General features: G+C 71.6%; 13 protein-coding genes. 7 read left to right on the plus strand and 6 right to left on the minus strand.

What is annotated here, in order from left to right; genetic code table 11:
• The 4 genes from coxB to AWQ68_RS23745 all read right to left on the minus strand — a co-directional run bounded on the left by coxB (nt 1) and on the right by AWQ68_RS23745 (nt 3,574).
• Entirely contained in the window at nt 1-1,014 is a 1,014-nt protein-coding gene (coxB, locus tag AWQ68_RS23730; RefSeq protein WP_066943948.1) for a cytochrome c oxidase subunit II, read from the minus strand.
• A gap of 319 nt (nt 1,015-1,333) precedes the next feature.
• Nucleotides 1,334-2,194, minus strand: a complete 861-nt coding sequence (locus AWQ68_RS23735) for an ABC transporter permease (protein WP_066943773.1) — start codon at nt 2,192-2,194, stop codon at nt 1,334-1,336.
• Nucleotides 2,154-3,008: an ABC transporter ATP-binding protein gene (locus AWQ68_RS23740; protein WP_066943950.1), complete on the minus strand. Its 855-nt coding sequence runs from the start codon at nt 3,006-3,008 to the stop codon at nt 2,154-2,156. Before AWQ68_RS23740 ends, AWQ68_RS23735 begins: the two co-directional genes overlap by 41 nt.
• A gap of 101 nt (nt 3,009-3,109) precedes the next feature.
• Nucleotides 3,110-3,574, minus strand: a complete 465-nt coding sequence (locus AWQ68_RS23745; protein ID WP_066943775.1) for a MarR family winged helix-turn-helix transcriptional regulator — start codon at nt 3,572-3,574, stop codon at nt 3,110-3,112.
• 321 nt (nt 3,575-3,895) lie between these two features.
• Here AWQ68_RS23745 and aceE point away from each other — a divergent pair, with 321 nt between their 5' ends.
• Nucleotides 3,896-6,430, plus strand: coding sequence for a pyruvate dehydrogenase (acetyl-transferring), homodimeric type (gene aceE, locus AWQ68_RS23750; protein ID WP_066943952.1), 2,535 nt, complete (start codon nt 3,896-3,898; stop codon nt 6,428-6,430).
• Nucleotides 6,431-6,467: 37 nt separating this feature from the next.
• Here the strand turns inward: aceE and AWQ68_RS23755 are convergent, their stop codons facing one another.
• A complete protein-coding gene (locus AWQ68_RS23755; protein WP_066943777.1) occupies nt 6,468-7,154 on the minus strand; it encodes a TetR family transcriptional regulator in 687 nt (228 codons plus the stop codon).
• A gap of 92 nt (nt 7,155-7,246) precedes the next feature.
• On the opposite strand from AWQ68_RS23755, the gene AWQ68_RS23760 reads away from it, so the two are divergent.
• The 3 genes from AWQ68_RS23760 to AWQ68_RS23770 are packed head-to-tail and all read left to right on the plus strand — an operon-like array spanning nt 7,247 to nt 10,802.
• Nucleotides 7,247-8,815 carry an acyl-CoA carboxylase subunit beta gene (locus AWQ68_RS23760; protein ID WP_066943779.1) on the plus strand — a complete coding sequence of 523 codons (1,569 nt, stop codon included), beginning with the start codon at nt 7,247-7,249 and terminating at the stop codon, nt 8,813-8,815.
• Complete coding sequence (locus AWQ68_RS23765; protein WP_066943781.1) at nt 8,812-9,024, plus strand: acyl-CoA carboxylase epsilon subunit; 213 nt, start codon at nt 8,812-8,814, stop codon at nt 9,022-9,024. Before AWQ68_RS23760 ends, AWQ68_RS23765 begins: the two co-directional genes overlap by 4 nt.
• 14 nt (nt 9,025-9,038) lie before the next feature.
• Complete coding sequence (locus AWQ68_RS23770; protein ID WP_066943954.1) at nt 9,039-10,802, plus strand: acetyl/propionyl/methylcrotonyl-CoA carboxylase subunit alpha; 1,764 nt, start codon at nt 9,039-9,041, stop codon at nt 10,800-10,802.
• A gap of 126 nt (nt 10,803-10,928) precedes the next feature.
• Here the strand turns inward: AWQ68_RS23770 and AWQ68_RS23775 are convergent, their stop codons facing one another.
• The gene (locus AWQ68_RS23775; RefSeq protein ID WP_066943783.1) at nt 10,929-11,306 is read right to left on the minus strand and encodes a hypothetical protein; all 378 of its coding nucleotides are present in this window, start codon (nt 11,304-11,306) and stop codon (nt 10,929-10,931) included.
• Nucleotides 11,307-11,701: 395 nt separating this feature from the next.
• Between AWQ68_RS23775 and AWQ68_RS23780 the strand changes: the two genes are divergently transcribed.
• The 3 genes from AWQ68_RS23780 (at nt 11,702) to AWQ68_RS23785 (ending at nt 13,025) form a co-directional block, all read left to right on the plus strand.
• Nucleotides 11,702-12,046 carry an ArsR/SmtB family transcription factor gene (locus tag AWQ68_RS23780; protein WP_066943785.1) on the plus strand — a complete coding sequence of 115 codons (345 nt, stop codon included), beginning with the start codon at nt 11,702-11,704 and terminating at the stop codon, nt 12,044-12,046.
• 237 nt (nt 12,047-12,283) lie between these two features.
• Entirely contained in the window at nt 12,284-12,451 is a 168-nt protein-coding gene (locus AWQ68_RS41225) for a DUF3073 domain-containing protein (protein ID WP_084464334.1), read from the plus strand.
• A 58-nt stretch (nt 12,452-12,509) separates the two neighbouring features.
• On the plus strand, nt 12,510-13,025 hold the full coding sequence (locus AWQ68_RS23785; protein WP_066943787.1) for a hypothetical protein: 516 nt from the start codon (nt 12,510-12,512) through the stop codon (nt 13,023-13,025).
• The last annotated feature ends 28 nt before the right edge of the window (nt 13,026-13,053 follow it).

The following is a 13,053-nucleotide window of genomic DNA, read 5'->3' on the forward strand; positions in this document are numbered from 1 at the left end:
CTAACGCAGCGTTCCGAGGTAGGCGATGAGCGAGCGCAGGTCCTCGGGGGCCAGCGGCTGGGGCGGCATGGCGTTGCCCGGCTTGATCGACTGCGAGTCGGAGATCCAGCCGCCCAGGTAGCCGGGCGTGTTCGGGATCGCGCCCGCGGCCAGGAAGCGCCTGCCGCCCACGTGCGTCAGGTCCGGGCCGACCTTCCCGTCCGCCCGCGTGCCGCGCACGGTGTGGCACGCCGCGCAGGACGACGCCTCCAGCACCCGCAGGCCGCGCGCCGGCGCGCCGCCCGCGGGGACGGCCGCCGGGCGCGCCTGCCCGGCCAGCCAGGACGCGAACTCGGCAGCGGGCTGGGCGATCACGTGGAAGGCCATGTGGCCGTGCTGGAGCCCGCAGTACTCGGCGCACTGGCCCCGGTAGACGCCGTCGTGCTCGGCGCGCAGCCACATCTCGTTCACCCGCCCGGCGATGAGGTCGGTCTTCACCGCGAGCTGGGGCACCCAGAAGCTGTGGTTCACGTCGGCCGTGCTCAGCCGGAGGCGGACGGTGCTCCCCGTCGGGACGTGGATCTCGTTGGCGGTCACGAAGCCGGAGGCGGGGTAGCGCACCTCCCACCACCACTGGTGGCCGACGACCTCGATCACCAGCGCGTGGGGATCGCGCGGAACGGCCAGGTCACGCAGGTCGCGCAGGCCGACCGCGTACACGAACGCGAGCACGATCGCGGGCAGCACCACCCCCATCGTCACGACGAACGCGCGGCCGGACCCGGTCCGCGCGTGCACCCCGGCCCGCGTGCGCCGGGCCATCACCCAGGCGAGCAGCACCGCGACCAGCACGGCCACGACCACCGAGATGCCGAAGAGCAGCCACCACAGCCCCGCGACACGCCTCGCCCCCACGCCCGCCGGGGACAGCGTGGACGGCGCGGCGCCGCCGCACGAGGAGAGCAGCAGGAGCAGCGCCGGCGCGCCCGCCGCCCGGCACACGTGCCCGAGCCGCCGCCGGACGGAGGACGTCATCGGGGACGCCGCCCGTGCCGTCCGCCGTCCCATCACCCGCACGCTCCGTTCCCGCGCCGCCCGTTCCCCGCGCCGCGCGGGACGAGGTCATGCCTCTGCTCACCGGCCGTACGCCGTCGGAGTGCGAACGGAGGGGGCGGACGGCGATCGGCCTGCCCGTGCCCGGCCGACCGGCCGATATGGCTCCGATACCAGGCGCTTCACCAGCACAAACACCGCCCGGCGGAACGTGGGGAGAGACAGCGGGCGTGGTGACGGAGTCTTTGCCCGATCTTCGCCGCGGCGGTCTTCCCGCCGACCCGGGAAGCGCGCCGGGACGTCAGCGGGCGAGCCGGCCGAGCAGGCAGGACGCGGCGGTGATGCCGGCCGCCGCGGCGGCGAGCAGGACCAGGAAGTCCAGCAGCAGGTGGGAGGGCGTGCCCAGCAGCAGGCCGCGCAGGGCGTCGACCTGGTAGCTGAGCGGGTTGACCGCGCTGACCGCGCGCAGCCAGTCCGGCATGACGTCGACCGGGTAGAGCGCGTTGGACCCGAAGAAGAGCGGCATCGTGATCGCCTGGCCGACGCCCATCAACCGGTCGCGGGTCAGCACGATCCCGGCGATGCTCATCGACAGGCAGGAGAAGAACGCCGAGGCCAGGAGCACGGCCGCGGCAACGCCGAGCAGGCGCAGCGGGTTCCAGGTCAGGGCGACGCCGAGCAGGGTGGCGAGCACGAGGACGACCGCCGCCTGCATCAAGGACTTGACCCCGGACGCGAACGCCTTGCCGGCCACCAGTGCGGCCCGCGGGGTCGGCGTCACTAGGAGCTTGGTCAGCACGCCCGAGTCGCGCTCCCAGATGATCATGATGCCGTAGAAGATCGCGATGAACATCGCCGACTGGGCGATGATCCCGGGCGCGAGATAGTCCAGGTACGGCACTCCTCCGGTCGGGATCGCCCGGATGCGGGTGAAGGTCTCGCCGAAGATCAGCAGCCACAGGGCGGGCTGGACGGCGCGCGTGTACAGCTCGGTCCGGTCGTGGCGCAGCTTCTGCAGCTCCACGAGGCACATAGCGCCGACCCTGGCGGGCAGCACCCACCATCCGGGACGGGCGCGGGGCGTGGTGAGCAGCGGGGCGAGCCCCAGGGCCGCGGCGGGTTCAGCCGAGACGGGAGGCCGTCCGGCGGGTGCGGCGGACATCACGGAAATCTCCCCCTTCTTCGCTCGCGCCGAGGTCGCCGCCGACGACGTCGCGGAAGACGTCCTCCAGCGTCGGCGCGGAGTCGTCCCCGCGGCGGTCGCGCAGCGCGGCCTTGAGCCGTTCCGGCGTGTCGAGCGCCTGGACGCGCCCGGCGTGCATGAGCGCGACGCGGTCGCAGTACTGGTCGGCTTCGTCCATGTAGTGCGTGGTGACCAGCACCGTCATCCCCGTGGCGGCCCGGATCGCGGTGATGTGCTCCCACACGCCGGTGCGCGCGATGGGATCGAGCCCGATCGTCGGCTCGTCGAGCATCAGCAAGCGCGGCGCGGTCACCAGGGCCTGGGCGAGTTCGAGCCGGCGGATCATGCCGCCGGAGTAGGTCCCCGCCATCCGGTCGGCGGCGTCGGCGAGGCCGACCGCCTCCAGCGCGAGCGCGACGCGCTCCGCCCGCTCGCGGCGGCGCACGTCGAACAGCCGGGCGAACAGGGCGACGTTCTCCCGTCCGGTGAGGCTCGCGTCCGCGGAGAGCTGTTGCGGGACGTACCCGATCATGCGCCGGACCGCCATCCGCTCCTTCGCCGCGTCGTGACCGAAGACCTGCACCGTCCCCGCCGGGACCGGCAGCAGCGTGGTGAGGCAGCGGATCGCGGTGGTCTTGCCCGCGCCGTTCGGGCCGAGCAGGCCGAAGACCTCGCCGGAGACGACCGTCAGGTCGACCCCGTCCACGGCCTTCGTCCGGCCGAAGGAGTAGCGCAGCCCGCGGCAGGAGACGGCGTCGGGGGCTACCCCACCGGTCGCCGTAGTTCCGGTCACGGGAGCGGGTGTCACGGTTCCGGTCGTCACCGGCTCGGGTGTCACGGTTCCGGTCGTCACGGGAGCGGGTGTCACGGGCTCGGGTGTCACGGCGTCGGGTGTCACGGTCCCTCCACTTCCTCGTGCAGGCTCTCGGCGAGCCGCCGCAGCGCCGGAAGCGCGGCGGCGAGCGCGGCCCGGTCGCCCTCGCCGAGCCGTACGACGTGCTCCTGGAGGAGCGCGGCGCGCCGGTCCCGCCAGGCCCGCAGCCGTGTCTCGGCCTCGGGCGTGGCCGACAGCCGGGCGGAGCGGCGGTCGGCCGGGTCGGTCTCGCGGAGCAGCAGGCCGGCCGCGATGAGCTGGTTGACCAGCGTGGACACCGAGTTCGCGGCGAGACAGAGCTCCCTGGCCGCCGCCGACACCCCGATTCCGGGGTTGTCCGTCGCCAGACGCAGCAGTTCCACCTGCGCGCCGCGCAGCGGCGGCGCGGCCAGCCCGGAGCGCAGCCGTCGCCGGACCAGCCGCTGAATGCCCGACAGGACGTCGGCGAGCGACACTGAAAGGAGCGAGCGGTCCGATTCGCTCATATAAGGGACGTTAGCTCTGCTTACGAGGTATTTCTAGGCATCTAGCCCCACGGAACGGCAAAGACCTGGGAGAACACGGGGACGGCTCCGCCGCTCCGGGGATATGTCAGTGAGCACGGCGCACGAGGAGCCGGGGTGTCGGCTGTCCGGGCACGGCCGCTCGGGTCGCCGCACTCCGGCGCCGCGGCCGGTCGTCTCGGCCCCGGGACGCGATCGGCCGGGCATGGTTCTTCGCCCTCTGGGAGAACAGTGCAGCAGGGACTATCATCTGATGGAATCATCGGATGATTGGCATTTCCCCAGGAAGTAAAGGCGGTGGCCATGGCACTGTGGGACCAGATCCCCGACGCCGACCCGGAGGAGACGGCCGAATGGCGCGAGTCCCTGGAGGCGCTCGTACGGGAGGCGGGCCCCGACCGGGCCCGCTATCTGATGGGGCGGCTGCTCGACACGATCGGAGCGCCGACGGTCCCCTACCTGAACACCGTTCCCACCGCTGAGGAGCCCCCGTATCCGGGCGACCTGGCGATCGAGGAGCGGATCGCGGCCTACGACCGCTGGAACGCCGCCGCCATGGTGACGAGGGGCAGCAAGCTCGGCCTCGGCGGCCACATCTCCACCTACGCCTCGGCGGCATGGCTGTACGAGGTGGGCTTCAACCACTTCTTCCACGGCACCGAGGACCAGGTCTACTTCCAGGGCCACGCCTCGCCGGGCATCTACGCCCGCGCGTTCCTGGAGGGGCGGCTGACCGAGGCCCAGCTCGACCGGTTCCGCCGGGAGGCCGGCGGGGGAGGGCTCCCGTCCTATCCGCATCCCCGGGCGATGCCGGACTTCTGGCAGTTCCCCACCGTCTCCATGGGGCTCGGCCCGCTGAACGCGATCTACCAGGCCAGGTTCAACCGCTACCTCGCCGCCAGGGGGATCAAAGACACCTCGCGCGGCCACGTGTGGGCCTTCCTCGGTGACGGCGAGATGGACGAGCCCGAGGCGACCGCCGCGCTCACCCTGGCCGCCAGGGAGAAGCTCGACAACCTCACCTTCGTGATCAACTGCAACCTGCAGCGGCTCGACGGGCCGGTACGCGGCAACACCCGCGTCGTACGCGAGCTGGAGAACGTCTTCCGCGGCGCGGGCTGGAACGTCGTCAAGGCGCTCTGGGGCACGGAATGGGACGGCCTGCTCGGCCGCGACGTCGGCGGGCTGCTCGCCGCCCGCCTGGGCGAGGTGCCCGACGGGCAGTTCCAGACCTACGCCGCCTCCAGCGGCGCCTACATCCGCGAGCACCTGTTCCGCGGGCTGGAGGACCTGGCCGCGCCGTACGGCGACGAGGAGCTCGAACGCATCGTCGGCGGCTCGCGGGCCGGACACGAGCCGCGCAAGATCCACGCCGCCTACCGCGCGGCCCTGGACCACCACGACGGGCCCACGGTCATCCTGGTGCAGACCGTCAAGGGGTGGACGCTCGGCTCGGGCTTCGAGTCGCGCAACGCCAACCACCAGATGAAGAAGCTCACGCAGGACGAGTTCCGCGCCATGCGCGACCGCCTCGACCTGCCCGTTCCCGACTCGGCGCTGGACGGGGAGCTGCCGCCGTACCTGCGGCCCGGCCCGGAGGAGCTCCGCTACCTCGCCGAGCGGCGGAACGCGCTGGGCGGCCCTGTGCCCCGGCGCTCCAGCGTGTACACCCCGGTGCCGCCCGCGCCGGACCGGCCGTTCGAGGCGCTGGCCAAGGGCGGTGCCACCGTCGCCACCACGATGGCCTTCGTCCGCCTGGTCAAGGACCTGATGAAGGTGCCCGGCACCGGCGCGCGCTGGGTGCCCATCGTCCCGGACGAGGCCCGCACGTTCGGCATGGAGTCGCTCTTCCCCACCGCGGGGATCTACTCCCCGCTCGGACAGAGGTACGACGCGGTCGACCGGGAGCTGCTCCTGTCGTACAAGGAGTCGGCCTCCGGGCAGATCCTTAACGAGGGCATCACCGAGGCGGGCTGCATGGCCAGCTTCACCGCCGCCTCCACCAGCTACGCCACCCACGGCGAGCCGATGATCCCGTTCTACATCTTCTACTCGATGTTCGGCTGGCAGCGTACGGCCGACCAGATGTGGGCGCTCGCCGACCAGATGGGGCGCGGATTCCTGATCGGCGCGACCGCGGGCCGCACCACCATGACGGGGGAGGGTCTGCAGCACGCCGACGGCCACTCGCAGCTCCTCGCCTCGGCCAACCCCGCGTGCCTCAGCTACGACCCCGCGTTCGCGTACGAGGTCGGGGTGATCGTCCGGGACGGTCTGCGCCGGATGTACGGCGAGGCGGCGGAGGACGTCTTCTACTACCTCACCGTCTACAACGAGCCGTCGCCCCAGCCGGCGATGCCCGAGGGCGTCGAGGAGGGCATCGTGCGCGGCATCTACCGCTACTCCTCCGGAGGCGGTCAGGCGCAGATCCTCGCCAGCGGCACCGCGATGCACTGGGCCCTGGAGGCGCAGCGGCTGCTCGCCGACGACTGGGGCGTGGGCGCCGACGTCTGGTCGGTCACCTCGTGGAGCGAGCTGCGCCGCGAGGCGATGGCCGCGGAGCACGAGCGCGTGCCGTACGTCACCGCGGCCCTGGGCGGGGCGGACGGGCCGGTCGTCGCGGTGAGCGACTGGATGCGGGCGGTCCCCGACCAGATCAGGCCGTGGGTCGAGCAGGAGTGGGTGTCGCTGGGCACCGACGGCTTCGGCCTGTCCGACACCAGGGAGGCGGCCCGCCGCCACTTCGGCGTGGACGCGCGGGCGATCACGGTGGCGGTGCTGCGGGCGCTCAAGCCCGAGCTCGCCGAGCAGGCCGCCCAGCAGTACGCGTCCGCCTGAACGGAGGCTCTCCCGGCTCGCGGCAGTAGCCGCCCGGCTACTGCCTCGAGCCGAGGTGCGCCCGGATGGCGTCCATGACGTCGTCCGGGGAGGCCGAGCGTGGGAAGGCCGCCACGACCACCTGGTCCTCGCCCTCGCGCGGCCCCTCCATGTTCTCCAGGTGCCGGAACGTCCTGATGACGTACTGCAGGGCGTGGTCGAGCGGTTCGAAGGGGTCGTAGGAGCCGCCCGCCCGCAGCCAGCCGCGCAGCACCTGGTTGTGGGCCGCCACGACGGACGAGGCCATCAGCTCGGCGCGCAGCGGGGCGTCGGGCGTCCCGGCCAGCCAGTCGCCCACGTACTCACGGAACAGCCGCTGGTAGCGTGCGACGCTGGCGATCTCGCGGTGCCGCAGCGCGGGTACCCGGCCGACCAGGCGGTAACGCCGTAGCGACACCTCCGCGTCCTCGACGTAGTGCGCGAGGACGATGCGGACGGCGTCGCAGATCGCCACGATCGCGGTGCCGGCCGTGGAGGCCCTCAGCCGGGCCTCGACCTTCGCCAGCAGCGCGTCGTGGTCAGGGAAGATCACCTCTTCCTTCGACCGGTAGTACCGGAAGAAGGTGCTGCGGCTCACGCCGGCACGGGCCGCGATGTCGTCCACGGTGGTCTCGTCGTAGCCGCGCTCGTTGAAGAGCCCGATCGCCGCGTCGGTGAGGCGCTGGCTGGTGGGCGATCGTGGCATCGGCCCATTCTCCCTAAATAGCGAACCTTGTCGAATGCTGTGAGACTCAGTATCGTACGCTTGGAACTCAGTCTCAAGAGGTGTGGTGATCAATGGATCTGCACAGTACGGCGGGCAAGCTCGCCCATCTCGAAGACCGGCGCGACGAGGCCGTACGGGTCGGATCCACCGGTCGCGCGGCCGAGAAGCGGCGTGCCGAGGGCAAGATCAGCGCCAGGGAGCGGATCGAGCGGCTGCTCGACGAGGGCTCCTTCGTCGAGTTGGACGCGCTCGCCAAGCACCGCAGCACCGCCTTCGGGCTGGAGCGCAACCGCGTCCCCGGCGACGGCGTCATCACCGGATACGGCACGATCGACGGCCGGAACGTCTGCGTCTTCGCGCAGGACTTCACCTTCCTCGGCGGTAGCCTCGGAGAGGTGTACGGCGAGAAGATCTGCAAGGTCATGGACCTCGCCGTGAAGACCGGATCACCGATCATCGGCATCAACGAGGGCGCGGGGGCGCGCATCCAGGAGGGCGTCGTCTCCCTCGGCCTGTACGGAGAGATCTTCCGGCGCAACGTCCACGCCTCCGGCGTGATCCCCCAGATCTCCCTGATCATGGGCGCCTGCGCGGGCGGCCACGTGTACTCGCCCGCGCTGACCGACTTCACCGTCATGGTCGACCAGACCTCGCACATGTTCGTCACCGGCCCCGAGGTCATCAAGACCGTCACCGGCGAGGACGTCACCTTCGAGGAGCTCGGCGGCGGCCTCACCCACAACACCAAGAGCGGCAACGCCCACTACCTCGCCCACGACGAGGACGACGCGCTCGAATACGTGAAGGCGCTGTTGTCCTACCTCCCCCAGAACAACCTCGACGACCCCCCGGTCTTCGACGAGGAGGCCGATCTCGAGGTCAACGACGTCGACCTCGCGCTCGACACGCTGGTGCCCGACTCGGCGAACCAGCCGTACGACATGCGGACCGTCATCGAGTCCCTCCTCGACGACGGCGACTTCCTCGAGGTGCAGGCGCTGTTCGCGCCCAACATCATCATCGGCTTCGGGCGGGTGGAGGGCCGGCCGGTCGGCGTGGTCGCCAACCAGCCCATGCAGTTCGCCGGCACCCTCGACATCAACGCCTCGGAGAAGGCCGCGCGCTTCGTGCGGACCTGCGACGCGTTCAACATCCCCGTGCTCACGCTCGTCGACGTCCCCGGCTTCCTGCCCGGCACCGACCAGGAGTGGAACGGCATCATCCGCCGCGGCGCCAAGCTCCTCTACGCGTACGCCGAGGCCACCGTCCCGCTGATCACCGTGATCACCCGCAAGGCGTACGGCGGCGCCTACGACGTGATGGGGTCCAAGCACCTCGGCGCCGACCTCAACCTCGCCTGGCCGACCGCGCAGATCGCCGTGATGGGCGCCCAGGGCGCGGTCAACATCCTCTACCGCAAGGAACTCGCCGGGGCCGACGATCCCGAGGCGCTGCGTGCCAAACTGGTCACGGAGTACGAGGACACCCTGGCCAACCCCTACCAGGCGGCCGAGCGTGGCTACGTCGACGCGGTGATCGCCCCTCGCGAGACCCGGAGGGAGATCGTCCGCTCGCTGCGGCTGCTGCGCGGCAAGCGGGAGGGGCTGCCGCCCAAGAAGCACGGGAACATCCCGCTGTGAGCGAGCTGCGCGTGATCAAGGGCGAGCCCTCCGCGGAGGAGCTCGCCGCGCTGGTCATGGCGGTCGCCGCGCGTACGGCGACCGCCCCGGCCCCCGTGCCCGCGCCGCCACGTCGCTGGGCCGCCCGTCACCACATGATGCGCCGACCCCTCGTCGCCGGTCCCGGAGCCTGGCGCGACTCGAGCTGGAAGCTTGGAGGACTTCAGTGAGCAACTCTCCCGTCCTGCGCAAGGTGCTCGTCGCCAACCGCGGCGAGATCGCCGTGCGCGTCGTCCGCGCCTGCAAGGACGCCGGAATCGGCAGCGTGGCGATCTACGCCGACCAGGACCGCGACGCCCTGTTCGTGCGGATGGCGGACGAGGCGTACGCGCTCGGCGGGGCCAGCCCGGCGGAGACCTACCTCGACATCGAGAAGATCCTCGACGTGGCCCGCCGCACCGGCGCCGACGGCGTCCACCCCGGGTACGGCTTCCTCGCCGAGAACTCCGCCTTCGCCCAGGCCGTCATCGACGCCGGCCTCGTCTGGATCGGCCCCCCGCCCTCCGCGATCGACGCCCTCGGCGACAAGGTGCAGGCCCGGCACATCGCGCAGAAGGTGGGCGCGCCGCTGGTCGCCGGCACCAGCGACCCCGTGTCCGGCGCCGACGAGGTCGTCGCGTTCGCCCGCGAACACGGCCTGCCCATCGCCATCAAGGCCGCGTACGGCGGCGGCGGGCGCGGGCTGAAGGTCGCCCGCAACCTGGAGGAGATCCCCGAGCTCTACGAGTCGGCCGTCCGCGAGGCGGTCACCGCGTTCGGGCGCGGAGAGTGCTTCGTCGAGCGGTACCTGGACCGTCCCCGCCACGTGGAGACCCAGTGCCTGGCCGACCGGCACGGCAACGTCGTCGTGGTCAGCACCCGCGACTGCTCGCTGCAGCGCCGCCACCAGAAGCTCGTCGAGGAGGCCCCGGCCCCCTTCCTCTCGCGCAAGCAGATCGCCACGCTGTACGAGTCGTCCAAGGCGATCCTCCGCGAGGCGGGCTACGTCGGCGCCGGGACCTGCGAGTTCCTCGTCGGCCAGGACGGCACGATCTCGTTCCTCGAGGTCAACACGCGGCTCCAGGTCGAGCACCCGGTCAGCGAAGAGGTCACCGGCATCGACCTGGTCCGGGAGATGTTCCGGATCGCCTGCGGCGAGGAGATCGGCTACAAGGACCCCAAGGTCCGCGGGCACTCGATCGAGTTCCGGATCAACGCCGAGGACGCGGGCCGCGGCTTCCTGCCCGCGCCCGGCACGATCACCCGTTGGCACGCCCCCTCCGGCCCCGGTGTGCGGCTCGACGCCGGGTACGACCAGGGCGAGACGGTCCCCGGCTCCTTCGACTCGCTGGTCGCGAAGCTCATCGTCACCGGGCGCGACCGCACCCAGGCGCTGGAGCGCTCGCGCCGCGCGCTGGCCGAGTTCGTCGTCGAGGGCATGCCGACCGTGCTGCCCTTCCACCGCGTGGTGGTCGACGATCCCGCGTTCATCGGCGACAGCAAGCGGTTCGACGTCCACACCCGCTGGATCGAGACCGAGTTCGACAACACGATCGCCCCGTACGCCGGTGAGACGGCGACCGCCGAGCCCGGCGCCGTCGAGCGCATCACGGTCGAGGTCGGCGGCAAGCGCCTGGAGGTCGTCCTGCCCGCCGGGCTGGGAGCGACCGGGGCGGTTTCGTCGGCCAAGCCGAACGGCGGACGGCAGAAGCGCGCCGGCGGCTCCCGCAAGGCCGGCGGCGGCGCGGCGAGCGGCGACGCGCTCACCTCGCCCATGCAGGGCACGATCGTCAAGGTCGCGGTCGAGGACGGCGCCGTCGTCGCCGAGGGCGACGTGATCGTGGTGCTCGAGGCGATGAAGATGGAACAGCCGCTCACCGCGCACAAGGCGGGCACCGTGACCGGGCTCTCCGCCCAGGTCGGGGCGGGTGTCACCGCCGGGTCCACGATCTGCGAGATCAAGGACTGACGTCGGAGCCGGGTCGCGCCCCCCGGCGTGCCGGACGGCCGGTCGCCGTCCGGCCCGCCGGGGGAGTGACCGCCGGGCGGTGCCCCGATGCCGTTCTTGTGCGGTCGGCGTGTCACCTGCCGCGGGTCAGGTCGTGCCGTTCTCCGGCGGACGGGCGACCTCCGATGGCGTCGCCGCAGGTCGTGGGTGGCCGGTCGAGCCGCGCGCGTGAACGCGCCGGACGACGCGGGCCAGCAACCACGTCTGGAGGGCGACGAGCAGGAGTCCCAGGAGGGTGCCCGTCAGCATCGCCTCCCCGAAGCCCGCCGACCCGCCGCAGTCCAGCACGCCGCCCCGTCCGTACGCGGAGCAGACGAGCACGCGTGTCGTCACCGTGCCGAGCACCCAGTCGACGACCGCGAGCGGCAGCAGGCAGACGAAACCGATGAGCGCGACGACACGCGCGACCTCCTCTGGAGTGGTCCCTTCGCGGACCGGGACCGGTTCCGTCCGCCGCCCCGTCATCGCCGCCGTCCCTCGCCCGCCGTGGCCGGCGTCTGAGAGGGGCGGATCCCCGGCCGACCTGCCATGCGCCCTCCTGGTGCCGCTCACGGCCCAGCCAAGCACGCGGATGTGAGAGGGGGAACGAGGAACCGTGCAGACTCAGCGCTGTTCGGGTGGGGGTCCGGCGCTGCCCCTGCGGCGGCTCTCCGGCTTCGCGCGGTCGCCGCGATGGACGACCGAGCGCGTGATGGACTTGAAGAAGTTTTCAATTGGCTATCATGGCGTGTGACGAATTCTCGTTGTCAGCCGGTTCCGCATCAGGGAACGGAGACGTGCATGTGTGACGTCGACGGGCCGCGCGCACCTCGACGAGCAGCCCCTCCAGCGGGGGCGGACGGCCGCAGGGGGAGGTGCTGATGCCCGTTCCCCTCTACCAGGCGAAGGCGGATTTCTTCCGCACGCTCGGCCATCCCGTACGGGTCCGGGTCCTGGAACTTCTCCAGCACGGCCCCCTCCCGGTACGCGATCTGCTCGCCGGGATCGACGTGGAGGCGTCCAACCTGTCGCAGCAGCTCGCCGTGCTGCGACGAGCGGGTATCGTGACCTCGACGCGCGAGGGATCCACGGTCGTGTACGCGCTGAGCAGCAACGATGTGGCCGATCTGCTGCGAGCGGCGAGGCGCATCCTGACCGACATGATCGCCGGACAGGGCGAGCTGCTGGCGGAGTTGCGGGAGGCGGAGCACACGCGGCCCGGGTGATCGGGCCTGGCACGTCGTACGGAAGGCGCGGCGTACCCGCCGAGGTGTCTCGGACGGCTCCAGGGCCGGCCGGTGCGCCGCGTCGCGACCTCCAGGGGACCCGCCCGGTCCCGCGGGCGCGAGCCGTACACCATGGACAAACCTATGCCCAACACCTAGACGGTGTGGGAAATTGCATAATTCTTCAAATGATAGAGAATAGGGCGAAGCACGGCCTGTGTGACGGGAGGACGATCAATGGGGCGGGGTCGGGCCAAGGCGAAGCAGACGAAGGTGGCTCGCCAGCTCAAATACGCCAACCACAACATGGATCTCGAGAGGTTGCGCCAGGACCTCGGCGTGGCCGACGAGCCCGTGCGTGATGACGAGACCGATGCTCCCAACGACGGTGCGGGTCAGGCGTAGGCGTGGAGAAGGACCGGTCCCTCCCTAGGGGCCGGTCCTTCCGCTTCCCGGTGCCTTCATGACGTCCTCCCCGGCTCGGGCCTCCGCTCCCGGCGTGCCGGGCAAGGTCCGGTCCAGGCTTCGGATGCTGGCCCTGCTCGAAGCGGCCAACATCCCCTTTCAGGCGTGGGTCTGGTTCGGCGTGGCCGGCCTGCCGGTCACGGTGGCGAACGCCGTGGGATTCGCCCTGGCCGCGGCACTCCTCGTCCAGGGTTCGCTGTACTGGATCGCCAAGCTCCGCCAGTTGCGGAGGCCGGGCCCTCTTCCTGCCGTTCGCGCCTTTCTGGTCGCGCGAGTGGCCGACGTTCCCCTCCTGATGGCCGGAGTGGCGTTCACCGCGTTCGCCGCGGCCGCCGACCCCGGACGCCCTTCCTGGCCCGGCGCGGCGTTCGCTCTCGTCGCGGTGCTCGAATACGTCAACTACTTCCACGTGCAGCTCATGCACGACACCGCGGCCGATCTCCGTCGGCTGGCGGCCGCCGGGCTGCGCCCGTCGCACTTGGCACGGGATCTCGCCCGCGCCCGGCGGAGGTGAGTCCGCGTTGGTCGAGGACGGCGTCGCC

Origin of the sequence: Microtetraspora fusca, from assembly GCF_001570365.1 — a bacterium.
Classification (GTDB): domain Bacteria; phylum Actinomycetota; class Actinomycetes; order Streptosporangiales; family Streptosporangiaceae; genus Microtetraspora; species Microtetraspora fusca.

Bases quoted from the DNA above. Each gene is read 5' to 3' on its own strand.
- coxB (WP_066943948.1), bottom strand. From the start codon at position 1,014: ATGACGTCCTCCGTCCGGCGGCGGCTCGGGCACGTGTGCCGGGCGGCG.
- AWQ68_RS23780 (WP_066943785.1), top strand. From the start codon at position 11,702: ATGCCCGTTCCCCTCTACCAGGCGAAGGCGGATTTCTTCCGCACGCTC.
- AWQ68_RS41225 (WP_084464334.1), top strand. From the start codon at position 12,284: ATGGGGCGGGGTCGGGCCAAGGCGAAGCAGACGAAGGTGGCTCGCCAG.
- AWQ68_RS23775 (WP_066943783.1), bottom strand. From the start codon at position 11,306: ATGACGGGGCGGCGGACGGAACCGGTCCCGGTCCGCGAAGGGACCACT.
- AWQ68_RS23785 (WP_066943787.1), top strand. From the start codon at position 12,510: ATGACGTCCTCCCCGGCTCGGGCCTCCGCTCCCGGCGTGCCGGGCAAG.
- AWQ68_RS23755 (WP_066943777.1), bottom strand. From the start codon at position 7,154: ATGCCACGATCGCCCACCAGCCAGCGCCTCACCGACGCGGCGATCGGG.
- AWQ68_RS23735 (WP_066943773.1), bottom strand. From the start codon at position 2,194: ATGTCCGCCGCACCCGCCGGACGGCCTCCCGTCTCGGCTGAACCCGCC.
- AWQ68_RS23760 (WP_066943779.1), top strand. From the start codon at position 7,247: ATGGATCTGCACAGTACGGCGGGCAAGCTCGCCCATCTCGAAGACCGG.
- AWQ68_RS23745 (WP_066943775.1), bottom strand. From the start codon at position 3,574: ATGAGCGAATCGGACCGCTCGCTCCTTTCAGTGTCGCTCGCCGACGTC.
- aceE (WP_066943952.1), top strand. From the start codon at position 3,896: ATGGCACTGTGGGACCAGATCCCCGACGCCGACCCGGAGGAGACGGCC.